Below are 16,918 nucleotides of genomic sequence, written 5' to 3'. Positions count from 1 at the left end.
ACCTCCCTTAATTATTCTTGAACCGCAAATTGTTGTAAGAATCGTAAATCATTCGTGTAGAAATGACGGATGTCATCGACCCCATATTTCAACATCGTAATTCGCTCAGGTCCCATTCCAAACGCAAAACCAGTATATTTCTGCGGGTCAAATCCTGACATCTCAAGTACACGTGGATGTACCATACCCGCACCTAGAATCTCAATCCAACCTGTTTGCTTACAAACACGGCAACCATCGCCACCACATATTTTACAAGAAATATCCATCTCTACAGATGGTTCTGTAAATGGGAAGAAGCTAGGGCGGAGGCGGATTTCGCGATCTTCGCCAAACATTTTTTTGGCAAACACATCTAGTGTTCCTTTCAAATCACCCATTGTAATATTTTCATCAATCACAAGTCCTTCGATCTGTGTAAACTGATGGGAATGCGTTGCATCATCATTATCACGACGATACACTTTTCCAGGGCAAATAATTTTTACAGGCCCCTTCCCTTCATGCTTTTCCATTGTCCGTGCTTGAACCGGCGATGTTTGTGTACGCAATAAAAGTTCTTCGGTGATATAGAATGTGTCTTGCATATCGCGTGCCGGATGACCTTTTGGCAAGTTCAGTGCTTCAAAATTATAATAATCTTGTTCTACTTCCGGGCCTTCGGCTACTTTATAACCCATCCCGATAAACAAGTCTTCAATTTCTTCGATTACTTTTGTTAATGGATGACGGCTTCCCGTTTTCACTGGGCGACCTGGGAGTGTAACATCAATCGTTTCAGATGCAAGTTGTTCATTAACCGCTTCCTCTTCCAAATCGTGATGCTTATTTTCGATTGCCTTCGTGATCGTTTCTCTAATTACATTAACAAGTGCTCCCATTTTTGGTCGCTCTTCAGCTGATAATTTCCCCATTCCACGTAATACTTCTGTGATCGGTCCTTTTTTTCCAAGATACGCAACCCGAACGTCATTTAGCGTTTTTAAATCAGTGGCATCATTGATTTTTGTTATAGCTTCTATTTCTAATTGCTTCAGTTTTTGTTCCACTATGTCTATTCCTCCTTCGTTTTTTTCAAACAAAAAAAGCCTGCCCCCAAAAAGGGACGAGGCTTTGGTCGTGGTACCACCCTTATAAACATTTGCATGTTCACTTCATTGTCATAACGGCATATGCCGGAGCATCTTTACGTTTTAAAACGGTCCCGATGCCGACTCAGGAGGTGAACTTCACCTAGATTCTGCTGAAAATGCTCACAGTCAAGGCATTTTCTTCCTGAAAACTTTCTCCGGTTACTTTTCTCCATCATAGTCATTTGCTTTATTCAGATAGTTATTATTATAGCCGTTTGCTTTCATGATTTCAAATTTATTTTCGTAAATAGTACAGAAGGATTCCAGCCGCAATTGCTACATTTAACGATTCACTCTTCCCATAGATTGGAATATAGAGGTTCTTATCTGTCTTTTCTAAGATTTCTTGACTAATCCCGGAACCTTCATTACCGACGATTAATGCGAATGATTTTACAGGATCAACCGCTTCGTATGACACTCCATTTTCAAGCGCTGTACCAAACACAGGGAGGTTAGCAGCTTTCAACTTATCGATCCATTCATGTAAATTACCAGATTCAACATGGATATGAAAATGACTACCTTGTGCAGAACGAATTACTTTAGAGTTATACAAATCACCGGAGCCTTCTCCTAGTATTACAGCATCCATACCAGCAGCTTCTGCCGTTCTAATCATCGTGCCTATATTACCTGGGTCTTGGACTCGATCGAGCAGAAGTAAGCGAGGATGACTGGATATATCTATCTCCAATTGTTTTTTATGGCAAACTGCAAATATCCCTTGAGTCGTTTCAGTCTCAGAGATCGTTTTACTTACTTCCGAAGTGATCGTGTTGATTCGAATGTTTTCTATTATTAGGTCGTCAGGTAGCTCACGATCTTCTTCGATCATGATTTCCTTGACCGCTTGATTTTTTAACGCTTCTTCCACAAGATGAAAACCTTCTATTATGTATAGGTCTGATTTGTCACGACCTTTTTTGGAAAATAACTTTTTCCATTCTTTCACTCGCGCATTTTTTGTTGATTGAATATGTTCCACACCATTCCATTCCTTTCCTATACATTCTTGTTTCATTATACATATTTCAGACGTTTTGCGAAAAGCTATCATAGAAACATTTGGAAAGGGGTTATTATGATGAATTTAAATTTAAGAAACGCAATCATTCACAACGTTTCAGGAAATAACCAATCGCAGTTGAAAGATACAATCGTCGATGCAATCGAACGTGGTGAAGAAAAAATGTTACCTGGTTTAGGCGTTCTTTTTGAAGTAATATGGCAGCATGCGGATGATCAGGAAAAAACCATGATGTTAGAAACTCTTGAAGATGGTTTAAAGTAGAAAAAGCGGCTAAGCCGCTTTTTTTGTATTTAACACCACTTTGTAATCAAACTAACGATTATCCCATTATTGTTTTTAAGGTTCCAATCCCATAAAAAGAACCTATTCCAAAAACAGTAGACCAAAACACAAGGCTAATGGTCATCCATAATAATGTCCATCTTTTTGTAGCCCCAAGGGACATACCTATAAATGCAGCAATATGTGTTCCAATTAAGATTGGTCCCAACATTGCCAAGCCTGGCAAACCATATTTATTCCATATTTTCTTAGCACGCTCTTGACGTTTACTATTTTCTTTTATGGCGCCTTTCTTCTTGACTAAGAACGCTTTAATTTTCTCAAATAAATATACAACTAGAATAATGGTTGATAAATTACCGATAAAAGCAAGGATAACAACCAATAATGGATGAAGATTACGCAATATTCCAAGCGGAATAACTGCGGCAATTTCAAACCATGGTGTAGCCGCAAGTAAAAAGACAACAATATACTCCCATAAAATCCCCATATGAGTCTCCCTTTAAAATAGTCTTCTTTGACAATACAGGAATTTGCCCCGGAAGAAAAGAATAAAACCGAAATTCAGTTGAATTTCGGTTTTATTCTATGTTAAACGGACATTAACATTTACATTTTCGTTTTATTCAAATGTAATTTTATTTACTGTATCTCTATCTAGACGTTTTACTACTTCTGTAATTAATTTAACAGCATTTTCATAATCGTCACGGTGAAGTATACCAGCATGTGTATGAATATAGCGCGTCGCAATTGTAATGGCAAGTGAAGGCACGCCTTCCCCAGTTAAATGAAGGGACCCGGCATCTGTTCCTCCACCTGGAATTGCTTCAAACTGATAAGGAATCCCTAATTCGTCAGCTGTGCTAGTGACGAGATCACGTAATCCTTTATGGGATACCATGGATGCATCGTATAAAATTATTTGTGGACCATCCCCCATTTTCCCTTGTGCTTCTTTATCGGAAACTCCAGGTGTGTCTCCAGCAATTCCCACATCTACCGCAATTGAAATATCTGGTTGTACTTTATTGGCAGCAGTCTTTGCTCCACGGAGCCCTACTTCCTCTTGGACAGTCCCGACACCATACACCACATTTGGATGTGCTTCATTTTTCAAGTTTTTCAATACATCAATAGCAATAGCACAGCCAATACGGTTATCCCATGCTTTTGCAAGTAACAACTTTTCATTATTCATAATCGTAAAGTCAAAGTATGGAACGACCATATCTCCGGGTCGCACTCCCCATTCTTTTACTTCTTCTCGACTGGATGCACCGATATCGATAAACATATCCTTTATATCAACAGGCTTCTTGCGTGCTTCAGGTGACAATATATGAGGTGGTTTCGAGCCAATCACACCTGTCACATCCCCTTTATCTGTAACAATCGTAACTCGTTGCGCTAGCATTACTTGTGACCACCAGCCACCAACAGTTTGAAAGCGTAAAAATCCTTTATCATCAATTTGGGTAATCATGAATCCCACTTCATCTAAATGCCCAGCAATCATTACTTTTGGACCGTTTGCTTCACCCGTTTTTTGAGCAATCAAACTACCAAGATTATCCGTATTTACTTCATCTGCAAATGGTGTTATGTATTTTTTCATTACTTCTCGAGGCCCAGATTCATTACCTGGAATTCCTTTTGCGTCCGTTAAATCCTTCAGCATCGTCAGTGTTTCATCAAGCTTTGTCATTTTATATCCTCCCATACGATTAAGATTTCATCATCTTACATTATAAAGATAATCTAAGGTGAAATACAAAGATAAGCAGGTTACGCAAGTTTATAATTATATTTTTCTAAAAAGAAAAGGGATTAACTAATATGTCACGAATGTTACTATACTTATATTATTTTTTAAAAAGACAGGATGAAGTAATAAATGAAAAAGACTGAAACCTTATTTTGGAGAAATTATATTGCTAACATACAGCTGCATGTATCGATTGCTCAAAGTACAAAAGTGCCGAATTCTTGGAAGGCAACGGATTATACTCCAGATTTCAACAAGTTTTACTTTATTCAATCCGGTACTGGATTTGTAAAAATGGAAGACAAAGTGTATTTTCCAAAGCCTGGTGATCTTTACTTACTTCCTGCCGATACAACACAATCATATGGTACGACGAGCAATGACACATTTAATAAGTATTGGTGCCATTTTACTGCTAAAGTAGGAGATTCTCCTCTATTTAACTTAATTGATGCCCCTCTTTTTATCAAAGTAAACGATCAAAAAAAGGTAAAAGAGCAATTTGAACAGCTTATTCATTTTTCTCAAGAAGACTCCCTATCTTCATTGTTTCATATGAATGCTATTCTGTTACAATTGATTGCTTCTATGTTAGATAAGAGTGGCAAAATGAAATCAAAGCCTTTTTCAAATCCTTCCTTTGAAAAAATGGATTATATTATTAATTATGTAGAGACACATTTATCCGAAAGTTTTTCGGTTGAGAAAATGGCTGCTATTGCTGGCTTTCATCCTAATTATTTTATTCAGTTATTCAAACAGTTTACCGGTACATCTCCAATTCGATTCTTGAATCAACGCCGGATGGAAAAAGCAAGACATCTCCTTGCTACTACAGATCAAAATATATGTGATATCGCAGACAGTGTAGGGATGGAAGTTTCCTACTTTTCACGAATGTTTCGCGAACAAATAGGCTTTTCACCTTCACAATTTCGTGAAGTGATATTAAATAGAACTTAATAAAAGTTCAAGCACCCTGCTTATTATGCATGGCAAGGTGCTCATTTTAATTATTAAAAAGTACTAGCCGGAGTAGTAGATGGACACCATCTTGATGCAAGGAGATAGTCAATTAGTATATCTTTTGCCGTATCTGTATGAATGTAATTTAATGCTTCCGCGGCGTGTCCCCTTACATATCGATCTTCATCTTTCAATGCTTTTGCAAGATGTGGTACTGCAGCATTTGCTTCTGCACCAAAACGGCAAAGTGCAAGTCCAGCCGTAAACCTTGTTTGTACATCATCATTCTTTAATGCAAGAACCAAACCTGCTATCACTTCTTCTGTAGGTTTTTGAATCATGCTAAGTGTATCAACAACCGTGTTACGTATATACGGAGAAGAGTGACCCACTAATTTAACTAGTTTCGGAACAGTAGACGAAGCTAGTTGACGCAGTTCTCCGAGAGCAAATATAGCATGTGCTACTGTATGATCTTGCTCGCTATCCAATGCTTTTTCCAATATCGGAATTGCCTTTTCACCAGCAACTGACAACCCATATGCAGCTAGCCGTGAATTTTTTAACTGTGTATCGTATAACGACTTTGCTAATACATTCAATCCATTATCTCCAGATGCCGCTAATTGATAAGCAGCATTGATTGCCTCCGGCTCATTGTCGCCAATTAATTTTTCCGAAAGTTGATCTATTCTCCTTTCTTTTCGCGTTTCTGCTATGCTCCCAACCTTTCCAGTCAGCCAGTTCCAAGTTTCTTCCCACATTTCTTCATGCTGGCAGAAAAGTTCACTTGCTGATGCAGGGGTTTTCCATTTTAGATTTTCGTTATTCCAGCTTGGAGATGTTGGCGCTTCTGTACGCATAAATTCAAATTTCAACATATAACGCGGCTGTCCAAGTGTATTGGCAGTTGCCCTATGCCAAATATCATAATGTATTAGAATGAAAGTTCCTGCTTCACCACTTGCAAGTGCCTCCTCCTTCCTATCATCCTCTTGAAAAATACGTGATTCATAATTTTGTGTGCCAGGCATGACACCTGTCGGCCCCAACTCAACTGGGGTATCTTGAGGAAAATACATAATCATTGCCCACCAAGGATGATGATTGCGTAATCTGTTATAACCCCAATAGCTATCTTTATGCCACCCACCAGATTGAGGGGCAGCATTAAAATGTCCATGACGATGTGTATGCATCAAATAATTTGGACCAATTACACTTTGCAATGCTCCATCAACAGATGGATGATTGAAAACTTGCTGTAATTCCGGCACTCTTGGTAATAAATTATTGCCTGGATTTCCTTCTTCTTTATACACATGGTCTAATTTCCGCATCAATGCTTCATGAAATTCCCGAGGGAAATCTGTTTTCAACACAAGATATCCTTTTGTAATAAATTCACTCATTTGTTCATCTGATAACAATTTCGGTGCTTGATTCATAAACTTCCATCTCCCTTGTGTAATCATTCATATCTACAGCTAATTATATTTTCTTCGAAGAAAAATAACATAGACAAAGCTAATGAATGTTAGCACAATACTAAGAATCAAGGAGACGCTTTGATAAGCAAGAAAAACGTTAGCAAGGTAACCACGGAAATGAAGCTTCTAAAAAAAATAAACTGACCGTAATGCCTACGGTCAGTGAAGTTGTACAGAAATATTAGTAACCTTCCTGTTGTCTCTTATAGTTTACTTCATTTTTCTTTTTGTATGCTGTTTGTACATCGTTAATGGAAAAACCTAATGATTGACCAAGAATAAAATACTGACGCATTAATTCTTCAAAACTTTCTCCTGTCCTATTTTGCCTTAACTTATCTATGAGTTGATAAATTTTTAAAAAGCTTTGAACCAGATCTTCATTCGCTTCAGATGATACGATTGGAATATCGCGATCCGAAAATCCTAATTCATTACCAATAGATAAAATAAAGTGGACACCATCAACAAATTCTTCCAAAACAATTGCTTGATCTGAAGCAGGCTTTTTGCTCCAAAATTTAAAGCACCTTGTTTCATTTGCAAGCTCTCCAATTTCAACCAATAACGCAAGGATTTTTCTTTCAACTAAATTTGTATTTTGTAGCCCATGTTCCTCTTCAATATACTTATCTAATTCATCTTGCATCGAAAACCATTCTTGTAATGTCATGATTTTTTTCACTCCTTCCAATAAATTATAACAAATAATGAAACCTTTTGACGCCTTGTCCGTATACTGAAGTAAATGAATGGACTGGGGGCTTTTTAATAATGATTATTTTGTTAAGAATCATGATTTTTGCGCTTATCCTATATTTTATATATAAAATAGTGATGTTTATTTTAGATCCTAAACGTAAGTTGGAATCTGCTCATGAGCAAAAAAAGTTTTTCTTCTATGATGTTTCGGATAATATACGCAAAAATTTTCTCATTACACATAAAGGCACTATGTTTGAAGGAGAAAAGTATTTAGGTTCGACAGAGCATGCCTTTGACGTCGTCTCTATTTTTATCTGGCCTCATAATCAAGATTTATTACAAGGCTTCTCTTATGATGACTTCATGATGATGGAAAATGAAATTAAGCTTAGATACCCAAATGCAGCTATTGACTGGAAAAGTCCAATTAAAGAATTAATAGCAAAAAATAAACAATAAGTTCGAGTCGAAAATTTTCGGCTCTTTTTTTATATTATTTATGATATTGGCTCATCCTATGATAGATACTTCTTTTTCTGTTTAAGGCTATATGAATATGGGAAGTAGCGTAATAACTTCAGTTACATATAAGGGAGGCAATCTAAGTGAACAAACACGATGATGTTGAAAAAAAGATGAAGATGGATGAAAACGATGATATGTTAACAACAAGGCAAGGCCAGCCTATCACAAACAATCAAAACATAAGAACTATTGGCAATAGAGGGCCAGCGACACTCGAAAATTATGATTTCATTGAAAAGATTTCCCATTTTGATCGTGAACGAGTCCCTGAACGGGTCGTGCATGCGAGAGGTGCGGGTGCACATGGTTACTTTGAAACATATGGAAAAGCTGGAGATAAGGATGTTTCTCATTACACTCGAGCAAAGGTATTCCAAGGAGCTGGAAAACAAACACCTGTATTCGTTCGATTTTCCACGGTTATTGGTGGAATGGAATCGCCTGAAACTGCGCGTGACCCGCGGGGATTTGCAGTTAAGTTTTATACAGAAGACGGAAACTGGGATTTAGTAGGAAACAATCTAAAAATATTTTTCATTCGCGATGCTATTAAATTTCCAGATATGATTCACTCCTTTAAACCTGATCCAGTTACAAATTTACCAGATCCAGAAAGAATGTTTGATTTTGTCTCTCAATCTCCCGAAGCATTACACATGATCACCTTTGTTTTTTCTCCATGGGGGATTCCAGCTAATTATCGGCAAATGCAAGGATCTGGGGTCAATACGTACAAGTGGGTAAACGAGCAAGGCGAGGCAGTTTTAATAAAATATCATTGGGAACCACTTAATAATGAAATTAAGAATCTAACCCAAAAAGAAGCAGAAGAAATTCAAGCGAAAACTGTCAGTCATGCGACACAGGATTTGTATGAAGCAATCGAAAATGGAGAATATCCAGAATGGGAATTAAATGTGCAAATTATGAGTGATGATGAACACCCGGAACTTGATTTCGATCCTCTTGATGATACGAAGTTATGGCCGCAAGAACAATTCCCATTCATTCCAGTTGGAAAAATGGTATTGAATAAAAACCCAGAAAACTATTTTGACGAGGTAGAACAAGCGGCATTTGGGACAGGCGTACTTGTAGATGGTCTTGATTTTTCCGATGATAAAATGCTACAAGGGAGAACCTTTTCTTATTCAGACACACAAAGACATCGCGTTGGCACAAATTATTTACAACTGCCAATTAATGCCCCGAAAAAACATGTAGGCTCCAATCAGCATGGAGGGCAAATGAGTTATCGAACCGAATATACAAAAGGGAAGAACCCTCATATAAATTATGAGCCTTCCTCTTTAGGTGGATTTAAGGAAGCACATCAATCAGGGAAAGACCATGAGCCGCATTATAATGCAAGTTTGAAAAGAGAAAGCATTGATCGAGAAAACAATTATGGACAAACTGGTGACACATACCGTAGTTTTGAAGAGTGGGAAAAAGATGAATTAATTTCCAACCTAACCGATGCTTTAAGCATCTGCCAACCCCATATCCAAAACCAAATGATTGAACATTTTTCAAAAGCAGACGAAGAATACGGCCGAAGATTAAAAGAAAGCTTAGACCAAACAAAGAAGGCGACAAAAAACGAACATACAAGCACACTAGAAGCAGACAAAGCTGTTTCTGAATCCCAGCACAAAGGCAAAGAAGCAGATCCTTACTAAGAAAAGCTGAAGCGTTCGCTAAGCGGCGAACAAACTGGAGGGATTCTGACGAGATAAAGGAAACACGGTAAGCCTAAAAGGCGCACCGATGTTGACTTATCGTAGGAAGAATTCTGAAGTTTGCAAGTCGCTGGACGCTGGAGCTAGACAATAAGAAAAGCTGAAGCGCCTTGAATAACCCCGACAAGCACAAGGCAAATTGCGAGGAGGCAGTTCTCCAGCCACCACAGCAATTTGACTCGTGACCTCAAGGGGCTTGGCGTTCTAGAAAAGCAAAAGGCACTTAATAAAAAAAGAACAATCCAAATCCCTACTAGCAAGGGTTTTTAGATTGTTCTTTTTGATGTGAAAAGAACTCTTCCCATGTAACAATCACTATTTTTTCTCTTAATAAATAAAACAATAAACAAAGTGAGAGAATAATAATAGTCGCCATCCCTGGCGTAAAATGAGTAATAAATTCCCCAAATACGGTATAAAAAAAAGCAAGTGGCAGATTAGTGGCGAAGGCTCCCTTCATGAATCCCTTAAAATCAGGCCTTCTTTCAAGCAGGCAGATGTTTAATAATTGATAATGAAAAAATGGTATAAGACGCAATACAGCGATTTGACCTACAGTCATTTTCGTATAGCGACCAAACCATTTATATTTAATCTTCATCAATTTGGCATGTGTCCCAGGCATTTTACCAATGCAGAAATAAAAAACGGCTGATAATAATAATAAACCACCCATAGAATATAAGGTTCCTAAAAAACTTCCAAATAATATACCCCCGGCAATACAGACAAGGGCTACAGGGATGAACATAAACTGTCTAATCACATGGAATAGGACAAACATAAAAGGAGCCAGTGTTCCACTACTTTCCATAAATGCAAGCATAATTAATAATTGTTCACTCATGTAGCCACCTGCCTTCTCTGGCTTCTTTTTACGATGCTTTTAACCTACACCCTCTGGAACGCACAATCTTCTCTTTACTAACAGTATACTTTTCTCCCTTGCACGTTATGACACACGTCCAAGCAGAAGATAGAAAATAACAACATCAATAATTAATAACATTGGCAATCCATATTTGAACGTAAAATGCTTTGTTTTATGTCGATAATGTTTCATACCTATTGTCATACCAAGCGCCCCACCAACAAACGCAAGAAGCCAGAGATTACGTTCGCTAATACGTCGTTTCCCCTGTTGTGCACTTCTTTTATCATGACGCATAATCTGGATACCCCATATATTTATCAATATAAAATACCATACTAATACATTTTTAATCATTCCCATCTCCCTTCTTTTAAAATAATACTGTTCTCGCAAACTTTGTTGCTTTATACCAAGTAGTGCGGATAGGTTACTTTCTGCAAGAGTCTCGCACCTTTTCACCAATCAACTTCATTAGTTTTATTCTAAAAGCAATGCTCTCTTGGATAAGAGGCTAAAATAAAAGTACAAACGCCCGTTAAGCGGCATACAAACTGCTCCTGAGGTTATAGTATCACTGACGATTCCATACGAAAGAGTAAGTCCAGGATCTTTTTGTCATTTTCTTAGTCAATAACAAAACGAGGCCATCCCAAAGTCCAAGGATTTAACACTTGGGGGATAGCCTCGTTGTTTATAGATTAATATATCTCATCTGTTTTAACACTTAATTTTTATGGAGAGGAAGACCATACTGCCTGTCCATATTAGCAAGCGCTGAAATCAAGATGTCTTTGTTTTATAGAGCTGCTTTAGCTTTATTTGCAAGTTCAGCAAATGCTTTTTCATCAGAAATTGCAAGTTCTGCTAGCATTTTGCGGTTTACTTCAATTCCAGCTTCTTTCAAGCCAAACATTAAACGGCTATATGAAAGACCGTTGATGCGAGCTGCTGCATTGATACGTGTAATCCATAGTTTACGGAAATCGCGTTTTTTGTTACGACGATCACGATATGCGTAGTTATAAGATTTCATTACTTGTTGTTTAGCTACTTTAAATAATCTATGTTTGGAACCATAATAACCTTTTGCTAATTTTAAAACTTTATTACGACGTCTGCGGGTTACTGTACCGCCTTTTACACGTGGCATATTATTTCCCTCCTAAGTTGGATCTCGATTAAATTACTTCATATTGTCAAGCATATGGCGGATACGGCGGAAATCACCTTTTGACACCATTGCTGATTTACGTAGTTTACGTTTTTGTTTCGTTGATTTATTGGCAAATAAGTGACTCGTATAAGCTTGTGAGCGTTTCAGCTTACCAGAACCTGTTCTTTTGAAGCGTTTTGCTGCGCCACGATGTGTCTTCATTTTTGGCATAGAGTTTTCCTCCTCAAAACATTACTTTTCAATTTTTGGTGCTAATACTAAAAACATACTTCTTCCGTCCATTTTTGGTCTGGACTCAATAGTCGCTACATCATTACATTCTTCAGCAAAGCGATTTAATACACGTTGACCAATTTCTTTATGAGTAATGGCACGTCCTTTAAAACGAATAGAAGCTTTCACTTTATCGCCTTTTTCAAGGAATTTTCGACCATTTCGAAGTTTCGTATTGAAATCATGCTCATCGATCGTAGGACTTAGACGAACTTCCTTCAGATTAATCACTTTTTGGTTTTTACGCGCTTCTTTTTCTTTCTTCTGCTGTTCAAAACGATGTTTTCCATAGTCCATGATTCGGGCTACAGGGGGTTTTGCGTTAGGTGCAACAAGAACTAGATCTAGATTTACACGTGCAGCAATTTCAAGTGCTTCATGGCGGGATTTCACTCCCAGCTGCTCTCCATTATGATCAACAAGACGAAGTTCACGGGCACGGATGCCTTCATTTACCATCATATCTTTGCTAATAGTTAGCCACCTCCAAGATTTTTAAGGAATACATAGTTTGAGTAATAATCATGCTGCGCTTTTTTAGTTTCGTATTTCAACCATAAAAAAAGTGCGAGGCATGTAGCAACCCGCACCAAACTCATTCACGCACAAATAGTCAAAAATGGCAATGAAATCAATAACCTGTTAACAACATAATTGCGTCAATCAGGCGAGAAGCGGGAGCCTCTTCTTCCACAAACGAGTATTCAATTAACTCTTAACAATATATCATAGGCAGATGACCCTGTCAATTAACGTGTTCTATTTGCAACGTCTTTTATCATAACAAATGCTAATTCAGAAAGCAACATTTTTATTAAAATGTTTAAATTCGTCGTAAAAGGTAAAACTTTGCTATAAGAAGACAATCTTGGGAGGTAATATTTATGAAAATAAGAAATATCTCTTACTCCATCGTGGGACTTGCTTTAGCGCTCGGACTTTCAGCTTGCTCCGATGACCCATCTATTGATGATAATCCAAAGGAACGGATAGATGTGCCAGAGGATGCAATGACACCTGATGAAAACCATAAAGATACAAGTGGTGCAAAGACCGATGGAATTGTGGATGATTCAGATGCAGCGGAACAAATAGCGGAAATTCCTTACACAAAATTTAATCTTGAGGTTGATTACGGTCCAAACAAAAAATATGATGTTGACTATGAGCTAGAAGACGAAAATGGTAAATATAAAGCTGAGATTGAAGATTATATCAATGATAAAAAACTAAAAGGTATGGAAGCTTTTCAAGCCTTGCATAATTTATTAAAGGATAACGAATTGAACAAAAATATGTCAAAAGAAGATACGATTCAACATACCTTGAGAATCTTTCAATTAGATGACAGTTATTCAGAGTTTGATTTAGAATATATATTAAAAGATGGATCGAAAGTCGATATAGAAGATAAAAAATAAGAAATGCCAATGGGTTCACAAAATCCATTGGCATTTCTTATTACTATTTACGGTTATCAACTTCTGTTTTAAGTAATTCTACGAACTCCTTAAAGGAAATTGTTTCCGATTTTTTCTCTCCATATTTCCTTACGTTGACAGCTTCTTCTTCAATTTCGTTGTCACCTACAACGAGCATATATGGTATCTTTTGCATTTGCGCTTCTCGGATTTTATAACCAATTTTTTCATCACGACTATCAAGTTCAACCCTAAATCCTAGTGATTTTAATTTACTTTTCACTTGTTTTGCATAGTCAAAATGCACATCTGGAGAAACAGGAATGACTTGAACTTGAACAGGTGCAAGCCAAGTTGGGAACGCTCCTTTGTATTCTTCAATCAAAAAGGCTACAAACCGTTCCATTGTCGACACAACACCACGGTGAATAACGACAGGACGATGTTGTTTTCCATCTTCCCCTACATAAGTTAGATCGAACTTTTCAGGTAAAAGAAAATCAAGCTGCACAGTAGAAAGTGTTTCTTCTTTTCCTAACGCTGTTTTTACTTGAACATCTAATTTTGGGCCGTAGAAAGCTGCTTCCCCTTCTGCTTCCACATAGTCAATACCAAACCCATCCATCGCTTCTTTGATCATCGCTTGCGCTTTATTCCACATTTCATCATCATCAAAATATTTTTCCTTGTCCTCTGGATCACGATAAGATAGACGGAAAGAATAATCTTCGATGTTAAAATCCTTATACACTTCTGTAACAAGTTCTACAACGCGTATGAACTCATCTTTGATTTGATCTGGTCGAACGAATATATGTGCATCATTTAATGTCATGCCACGGACACGTTGAAGACCCGAAAGCGCACCGGACATTTCATAGCGGTGCTGTGTACCAAGTTCCGCAATTCGAATCGGCAATTCACGATAGCTATGGATATCATTTTTATACACCATCATATGATGCGGGCAATTCATCGGACGCAAAACAAGTTGTTCATTGTCCATATCCATGACTGGGAACATGTCTTCTTGATAGTGATCCCAGTGACCACTCGTTTTATACAGCTCAACACTTCCCATAACTGGAGTGTATACATGGTCATAACCTAGTTCCACTTCTTTATCCACGATATAACGCTCAATAATTCGACGGATTGTAGCACCTTTTGGCAACCAAAGCGGTAAGCCTTGTCCCACTTTTTGTGAGTTGGTAAACAAGCTTAATTCTTTACCAAGCTTACGATGATCACGCTCTTTAGCTTCTTCGAGCATTTTCAAATGTTTTGCAAGGTCTTCCTTTTTGAAAAAGGCTGTTCCATATATGCGCTGAAGCATTTTATTTTTGCTGTCTCCTCGCCAATATGCGCCTGCAATGTTAAGTAATTTAAACTCTCTAATTTTCCCTGTAGATGGGACATGAACACCACGGCATAGATCTGAAAACTCACCTTGTGTATAGATAGTCACTTTTTCATCTACCGGAATTGCATCAATCAGTTCCTGCTTATATTCATCTGCAGAAAAAATTTCTTTCGCTTCATCGCGTGAAACCTCTTTGCGGACGATTTCCATATTTTCATTAATAATTTTTTTCATTTCTTTTTCAATGACAGGTAAATCTTCCGGTGTAATGGAATGTTCCAAATCCATATCATAATAAAATCCACCTTCAATGACGGGACCAACACCAAATTTAGCTTCTGGATACAAACGCTTCACAGCTTGTGCCATTAAGTGAGCTGAGCTATGACGCATCACTTCAAGCGCCTCTTCACTATCAGGCATGATAATTTCGATTGCTCCATTTTGTTGGATAGGCGTTTTTAAATCAATCAGCTCACCACTTAATTTCCCGGCAAGTGCTTTTTTTCTTAATCCGGGACTGATAGAAGCCGCAATCTCTTCTGTTGTAATCCCTTGTGAAAATTCCTTTACAGAACCGTCTGGAAAAGTAATTTGAATTTGATCTGACATCATGTTCCACTCCTTCGTTAAATAAAAATACAAAAAACCCGTCTCCTGGAAAGGGACGAGTTTATATACACGTGGTTCCACCCTAGTTTTCAATATGCGAAAAAAACATATTGACTTGGATTCATCATAACGGATTTAATCCGCCAACCATTACTTTACTGTTTCATGATTGGAGTTCAAAGGTGGTAAGTATCTAGCTCGTGTTAGGAAGCTCACAGCTTTCGCTTCCCTCTCTGTAAACCGTAACAAAATACTCTTGTCCTTATCGCGACTGATTGCTTGATTGATTATGTAAGCTATTATACCCGAGTCGCCGTAATAAAATCAAGGTTTATTCGTATAAGCTTCTTTAAGTACTTTAAAATGAGCAGGCGTCGCAATAGAAATTCGTTCTTCAAATATATTACATAGTGTTCGAACAAGTGCTTGATCATCATCAAAAGTGTATAAATATATTTTCTCGGGAGCTATTGATAGTAGAGGAGCAATAACAGCTGAATCAACATAGATTGGGTGATTAGCAAGCAGGCGCTGATCTATCATTTCTTTAAGATCTTGGCTGGCAATCTCTTGGACATTTTCATCAAAAAAGCGTATCGAATTTTCTATATTGAGATGAATAGTGTTTTTACGCGTATTGCGATTACTCAAGTAATCTCTCAGCGTATGAACAAACATTTGATATTCTTGTTCCATTTTATATTCATCAATGGCAACTTCTAAATATTTTCCCACTTGCTCATAATAAGGCTTTAGTCGAAACCTAGAAAAAGAATGGAATGAAACAGTTCCCTCGAAGTTTAGTAAGTCTCTCACTGCTTGGTCTAATAAAAGGTCTTCGTTTTCCTTTTCAACAAGGTCTGTTAAATCAGAACGTACTCCACTAAACATTTGCGATGCAATGTCAATAATTTGGCTTCTTTCATCTTCATTTTCATAATGATATGTCTGAAGCAACGTATTATTTAACCACTCATTTCTTTTAACCTCTTTAATAAAATGGATTAATGACTTTACATACCGATCTTTTTTTTCAGAATGAACATCAAATGTATAATTAAACTGTCCCTGGCTTTCATTTAATTTTTCCTTTATGCCATTTGCAGATAAATATATTTTCAGACGGATCGCGTCCTTTATAGATGTAAATATCAACTCCAAGCCCGTCCCCCCTTTTACTCCTTTGTAACATGTATATGAGAGCTCGGACGGACTAGACCAAAGAATTATTCGAATCATACAATTGGCTAAAAAAACACTCTATAAGAGTGTTTCAGACTGTCGACATTAGGCATCAGGAAGGATTGGATTTGTACTGGAGATAACCCTTTTTCGTTTATAGGGTAAAACCTCTCCTTGTGGACATATATAGCAGCTAAATATTCATCATATATTTATTCATTTTCGCAAGTATCCTTCCTTCGTTTTCGGACGTGTATAAGGTAAGGAGGTGTGATAACTTTCAACAATTGGCAGCATCCATGAATTGGGTTTCCTTTCACCATCTTCCATTAAATCGTGGTTAGTCTTACGTACCATTATAAAAATGAAAGA

Annotated in this window: 18 protein-coding genes and 2 other annotated features; of the genes, 5 read left to right on the top strand and 13 right to left on the bottom strand. The window is 37.4% G+C overall.

The genetic code is table 11. The features are described 5' to 3' along the window. Positions 1–11 precede the first annotated feature (11 nt). Together pheS and BLE01S_RS02545 are read right to left on the bottom strand one after the other, a co-directional pair. Complete coding sequence (gene pheS, locus BLE01S_RS02550) at positions 12–1,049, bottom strand: phenylalanine--tRNA ligase subunit alpha (protein WP_066140783.1); 1,038 nt, start codon at positions 1,047–1,049, stop codon at positions 12–14. A 49-nt stretch (positions 1,050–1,098) separates the two neighbouring features. Further along, positions 1,099–1,318 (bottom strand) — a binding site (T-box leader). Positions 1,319–1,368: 50 nt separating this feature from the next. Continuing rightward, positions 1,369–2,160: a TrmH family RNA methyltransferase gene (locus BLE01S_RS02545; RefSeq protein WP_174521713.1), complete on the bottom strand. Its 792-nt coding sequence runs from the start codon at positions 2,158–2,160 to the stop codon at positions 1,369–1,371. Between the two features lie 60 nt (positions 2,161–2,220). Between BLE01S_RS02545 and sspI the strand changes: the two genes are divergently transcribed. Next, positions 2,221–2,427 (top strand): small acid-soluble spore protein SspI, encoded by a 207-nt coding sequence (gene sspI, locus BLE01S_RS02540; protein ID WP_066136987.1) that lies wholly within the window; start codon positions 2,221–2,223, stop codon positions 2,425–2,427. Positions 2,428–2,485: 58 nt separating this feature from the next. Here the strand turns inward: sspI and BLE01S_RS02535 are convergent, their stop codons facing one another. Continuing rightward, positions 2,486–2,941 carry a small multi-drug export protein gene (locus tag BLE01S_RS02535; protein ID WP_066136985.1) on the bottom strand — a complete coding sequence of 152 codons (456 nt, stop codon included), beginning with the start codon at positions 2,939–2,941 and terminating at the stop codon, positions 2,486–2,488. Positions 2,942–3,073: 132 nt separating this feature from the next. Continuing rightward, entirely contained in the window at positions 3,074–4,159 is a 1,086-nt protein-coding gene (locus BLE01S_RS02530; RefSeq protein ID WP_066136983.1) for a M42 family metallopeptidase, read from the bottom strand. Between the two features lie 189 nt (positions 4,160–4,348). On the opposite strand from BLE01S_RS02530, the gene BLE01S_RS02525 reads away from it, so the two are divergent. Further along, entirely contained in the window at positions 4,349–5,182 is an 834-nt protein-coding gene (locus BLE01S_RS02525; protein WP_066136981.1) for an AraC family transcriptional regulator, read from the top strand. A 53-nt stretch (positions 5,183–5,235) separates the two neighbouring features. On the opposite strand, the gene BLE01S_RS02520 is transcribed toward BLE01S_RS02525, so the two are convergent. Both BLE01S_RS02520 and BLE01S_RS02515 read right to left on the bottom strand, forming a co-directional pair. Continuing rightward, positions 5,236–6,633 carry a HEAT repeat domain-containing protein gene (locus BLE01S_RS02520; RefSeq protein WP_066136979.1) on the bottom strand — a complete coding sequence of 466 codons (1,398 nt, stop codon included), beginning with the start codon at positions 6,631–6,633 and terminating at the stop codon, positions 5,236–5,238. Positions 6,634–6,856: 223 nt separating this feature from the next. Further along, the gene (locus tag BLE01S_RS02515; protein WP_066136977.1) at positions 6,857–7,348 is read right to left on the bottom strand and encodes a dUTP diphosphatase; all 492 of its coding nucleotides are present in this window, start codon (positions 7,346–7,348) and stop codon (positions 6,857–6,859) included. Positions 7,349–7,449: 101 nt separating this feature from the next. Here BLE01S_RS02515 and BLE01S_RS02510 point away from each other — a divergent pair, with 101 nt between their 5' ends. Then, complete coding sequence (locus BLE01S_RS02510) at positions 7,450–7,839, top strand: sigma-w pathway protein ysdB (RefSeq protein ID WP_066136975.1); 390 nt, start codon at positions 7,450–7,452, stop codon at positions 7,837–7,839. A gap of 176 nt (positions 7,840–8,015) precedes the next feature. Continuing rightward, positions 8,016–9,587 (top strand): catalase, encoded by a 1,572-nt coding sequence (locus BLE01S_RS02505; protein WP_082788659.1) that lies wholly within the window; start codon positions 8,016–8,018, stop codon positions 9,585–9,587. Positions 9,588–9,900: 313 nt separating this feature from the next. Here BLE01S_RS02505 and BLE01S_RS02500 read toward each other — a convergent pair whose 3' ends face one another. From BLE01S_RS02500 to infC, 5 genes are all read right to left on the bottom strand, one after another. Continuing rightward, positions 9,901–10,494, bottom strand: coding sequence for a TVP38/TMEM64 family protein (locus BLE01S_RS02500; RefSeq protein ID WP_066136971.1), 594 nt, complete (start codon positions 10,492–10,494; stop codon positions 9,901–9,903). 105 nt (positions 10,495–10,599) lie between these two features. Then, complete coding sequence (locus BLE01S_RS02495; RefSeq protein WP_111703611.1) at positions 10,600–10,875, bottom strand: DUF1294 domain-containing protein; 276 nt, start codon at positions 10,873–10,875, stop codon at positions 10,600–10,602. A gap of 442 nt (positions 10,876–11,317) precedes the next feature. Next, positions 11,318–11,671, bottom strand: coding sequence for a 50S ribosomal protein L20 (gene rplT, locus BLE01S_RS02490; RefSeq protein WP_066136969.1), 354 nt, complete (start codon positions 11,669–11,671; stop codon positions 11,318–11,320). Between the two features lie 33 nt (positions 11,672–11,704). Beyond that, positions 11,705–11,905, bottom strand: coding sequence for a 50S ribosomal protein L35 (gene rpmI / locus BLE01S_RS02485; RefSeq protein WP_066136967.1), 201 nt, complete (start codon positions 11,903–11,905; stop codon positions 11,705–11,707). 21 nt (positions 11,906–11,926) lie between these two features. Further along, the gene (gene infC / locus BLE01S_RS02480; protein ID WP_066136965.1) at positions 11,927–12,430 is read right to left on the bottom strand and encodes a translation initiation factor IF-3; all 504 of its coding nucleotides are present in this window, start codon (positions 12,428–12,430) and stop codon (positions 11,927–11,929) included. 422 nt (positions 12,431–12,852) lie between these two features. On the opposite strand from infC, the gene BLE01S_RS02475 reads away from it, so the two are divergent. Further along, positions 12,853–13,389, top strand: coding sequence for a YusW family protein (locus BLE01S_RS02475; protein ID WP_066136964.1), 537 nt, complete (start codon positions 12,853–12,855; stop codon positions 13,387–13,389). A gap of 43 nt (positions 13,390–13,432) precedes the next feature. On the opposite strand, the gene thrS is transcribed toward BLE01S_RS02475, so the two are convergent. After that, the gene (gene thrS, locus BLE01S_RS02470; protein WP_066136962.1) at positions 13,433–15,364 is read right to left on the bottom strand and encodes a threonine--tRNA ligase; all 1,932 of its coding nucleotides are present in this window, start codon (positions 15,362–15,364) and stop codon (positions 13,433–13,435) included. 48 nt (positions 15,365–15,412) lie between these two features. After that, positions 15,413–15,642 (bottom strand) — a binding site (T-box leader). Positions 15,643–15,688: 46 nt separating this feature from the next. Next, the gene (locus tag BLE01S_RS02465) at positions 15,689–16,525 is read right to left on the bottom strand and encodes a putative sporulation protein YtxC (protein ID WP_066136960.1); all 837 of its coding nucleotides are present in this window, start codon (positions 16,523–16,525) and stop codon (positions 15,689–15,691) included. Between the last annotated feature and the right edge of the window lie 393 nt (positions 16,526–16,918).

This window comes from Lederbergia lenta NBRC 16444, from assembly GCF_001591545.1.
GTDB lineage: Bacteria > Bacillota > Bacilli > Bacillales > Bacillaceae_C > Lederbergia > Lederbergia lenta.
The sequence above is the reverse complement of the archived record's forward strand: the minus strand, read 5'-3'. Positions and strand labels throughout refer to the sequence as shown.

What these genes read in the sequence shown, in the direction of transcription:
- rplT (WP_066136969.1), bottom strand. Translation starts at nt 11,671, where the DNA reads ATGCCACGTGTAAAAGGCGGTACAGTAACCCGCAGACGTCGTAATAAA.
- thrS (WP_066136962.1), bottom strand. Translation starts at nt 15,364, where the DNA reads ATGTCAGATCAAATTCAAATTACTTTTCCAGACGGTTCTGTAAAGGAA.
- BLE01S_RS02505 (WP_082788659.1), top strand. Translation starts at nt 8,016, where the DNA reads ATGAAGATGGATGAAAACGATGATATGTTAACAACAAGGCAAGGCCAG.
- rpmI (WP_066136967.1), bottom strand. Translation starts at nt 11,905, where the DNA reads ATGCCAAAAATGAAGACACATCGTGGCGCAGCAAAACGCTTCAAAAGA.
- BLE01S_RS02495 (WP_111703611.1), bottom strand. Translation starts at nt 10,875, where the DNA reads ATGATTAAAAATGTATTAGTATGGTATTTTATATTGATAAATATATGG.
- BLE01S_RS02510 (WP_066136975.1), top strand. Translation starts at nt 7,450, where the DNA reads ATGATTATTTTGTTAAGAATCATGATTTTTGCGCTTATCCTATATTTT.
- BLE01S_RS02535 (WP_066136985.1), bottom strand. Translation starts at nt 2,941, where the DNA reads ATGGGGATTTTATGGGAGTATATTGTTGTCTTTTTACTTGCGGCTACA.
- BLE01S_RS02525 (WP_066136981.1), top strand. Translation starts at nt 4,349, where the DNA reads ATGAAAAAGACTGAAACCTTATTTTGGAGAAATTATATTGCTAACATA.
- BLE01S_RS02530 (WP_066136983.1), bottom strand. Translation starts at nt 4,159, where the DNA reads ATGACAAAGCTTGATGAAACACTGACGATGCTGAAGGATTTAACGGAC.
- BLE01S_RS02475 (WP_066136964.1), top strand. Translation starts at nt 12,853, where the DNA reads ATGAAAATAAGAAATATCTCTTACTCCATCGTGGGACTTGCTTTAGCG.
- BLE01S_RS02500 (WP_066136971.1), bottom strand. Translation starts at nt 10,494, where the DNA reads ATGAGTGAACAATTATTAATTATGCTTGCATTTATGGAAAGTAGTGGA.
- infC (WP_066136965.1), bottom strand. Translation starts at nt 12,430, where the DNA reads ATGATGGTAAATGAAGGCATCCGTGCCCGTGAACTTCGTCTTGTTGAT.
- BLE01S_RS02515 (WP_066136977.1), bottom strand. Translation starts at nt 7,348, where the DNA reads ATGACATTACAAGAATGGTTTTCGATGCAAGATGAATTAGATAAGTAT.
- sspI (WP_066136987.1), top strand. Translation starts at nt 2,221, where the DNA reads ATGAATTTAAATTTAAGAAACGCAATCATTCACAACGTTTCAGGAAAT.
- BLE01S_RS02520 (WP_066136979.1), bottom strand. Translation starts at nt 6,633, where the DNA reads ATGAATCAAGCACCGAAATTGTTATCAGATGAACAAATGAGTGAATTT.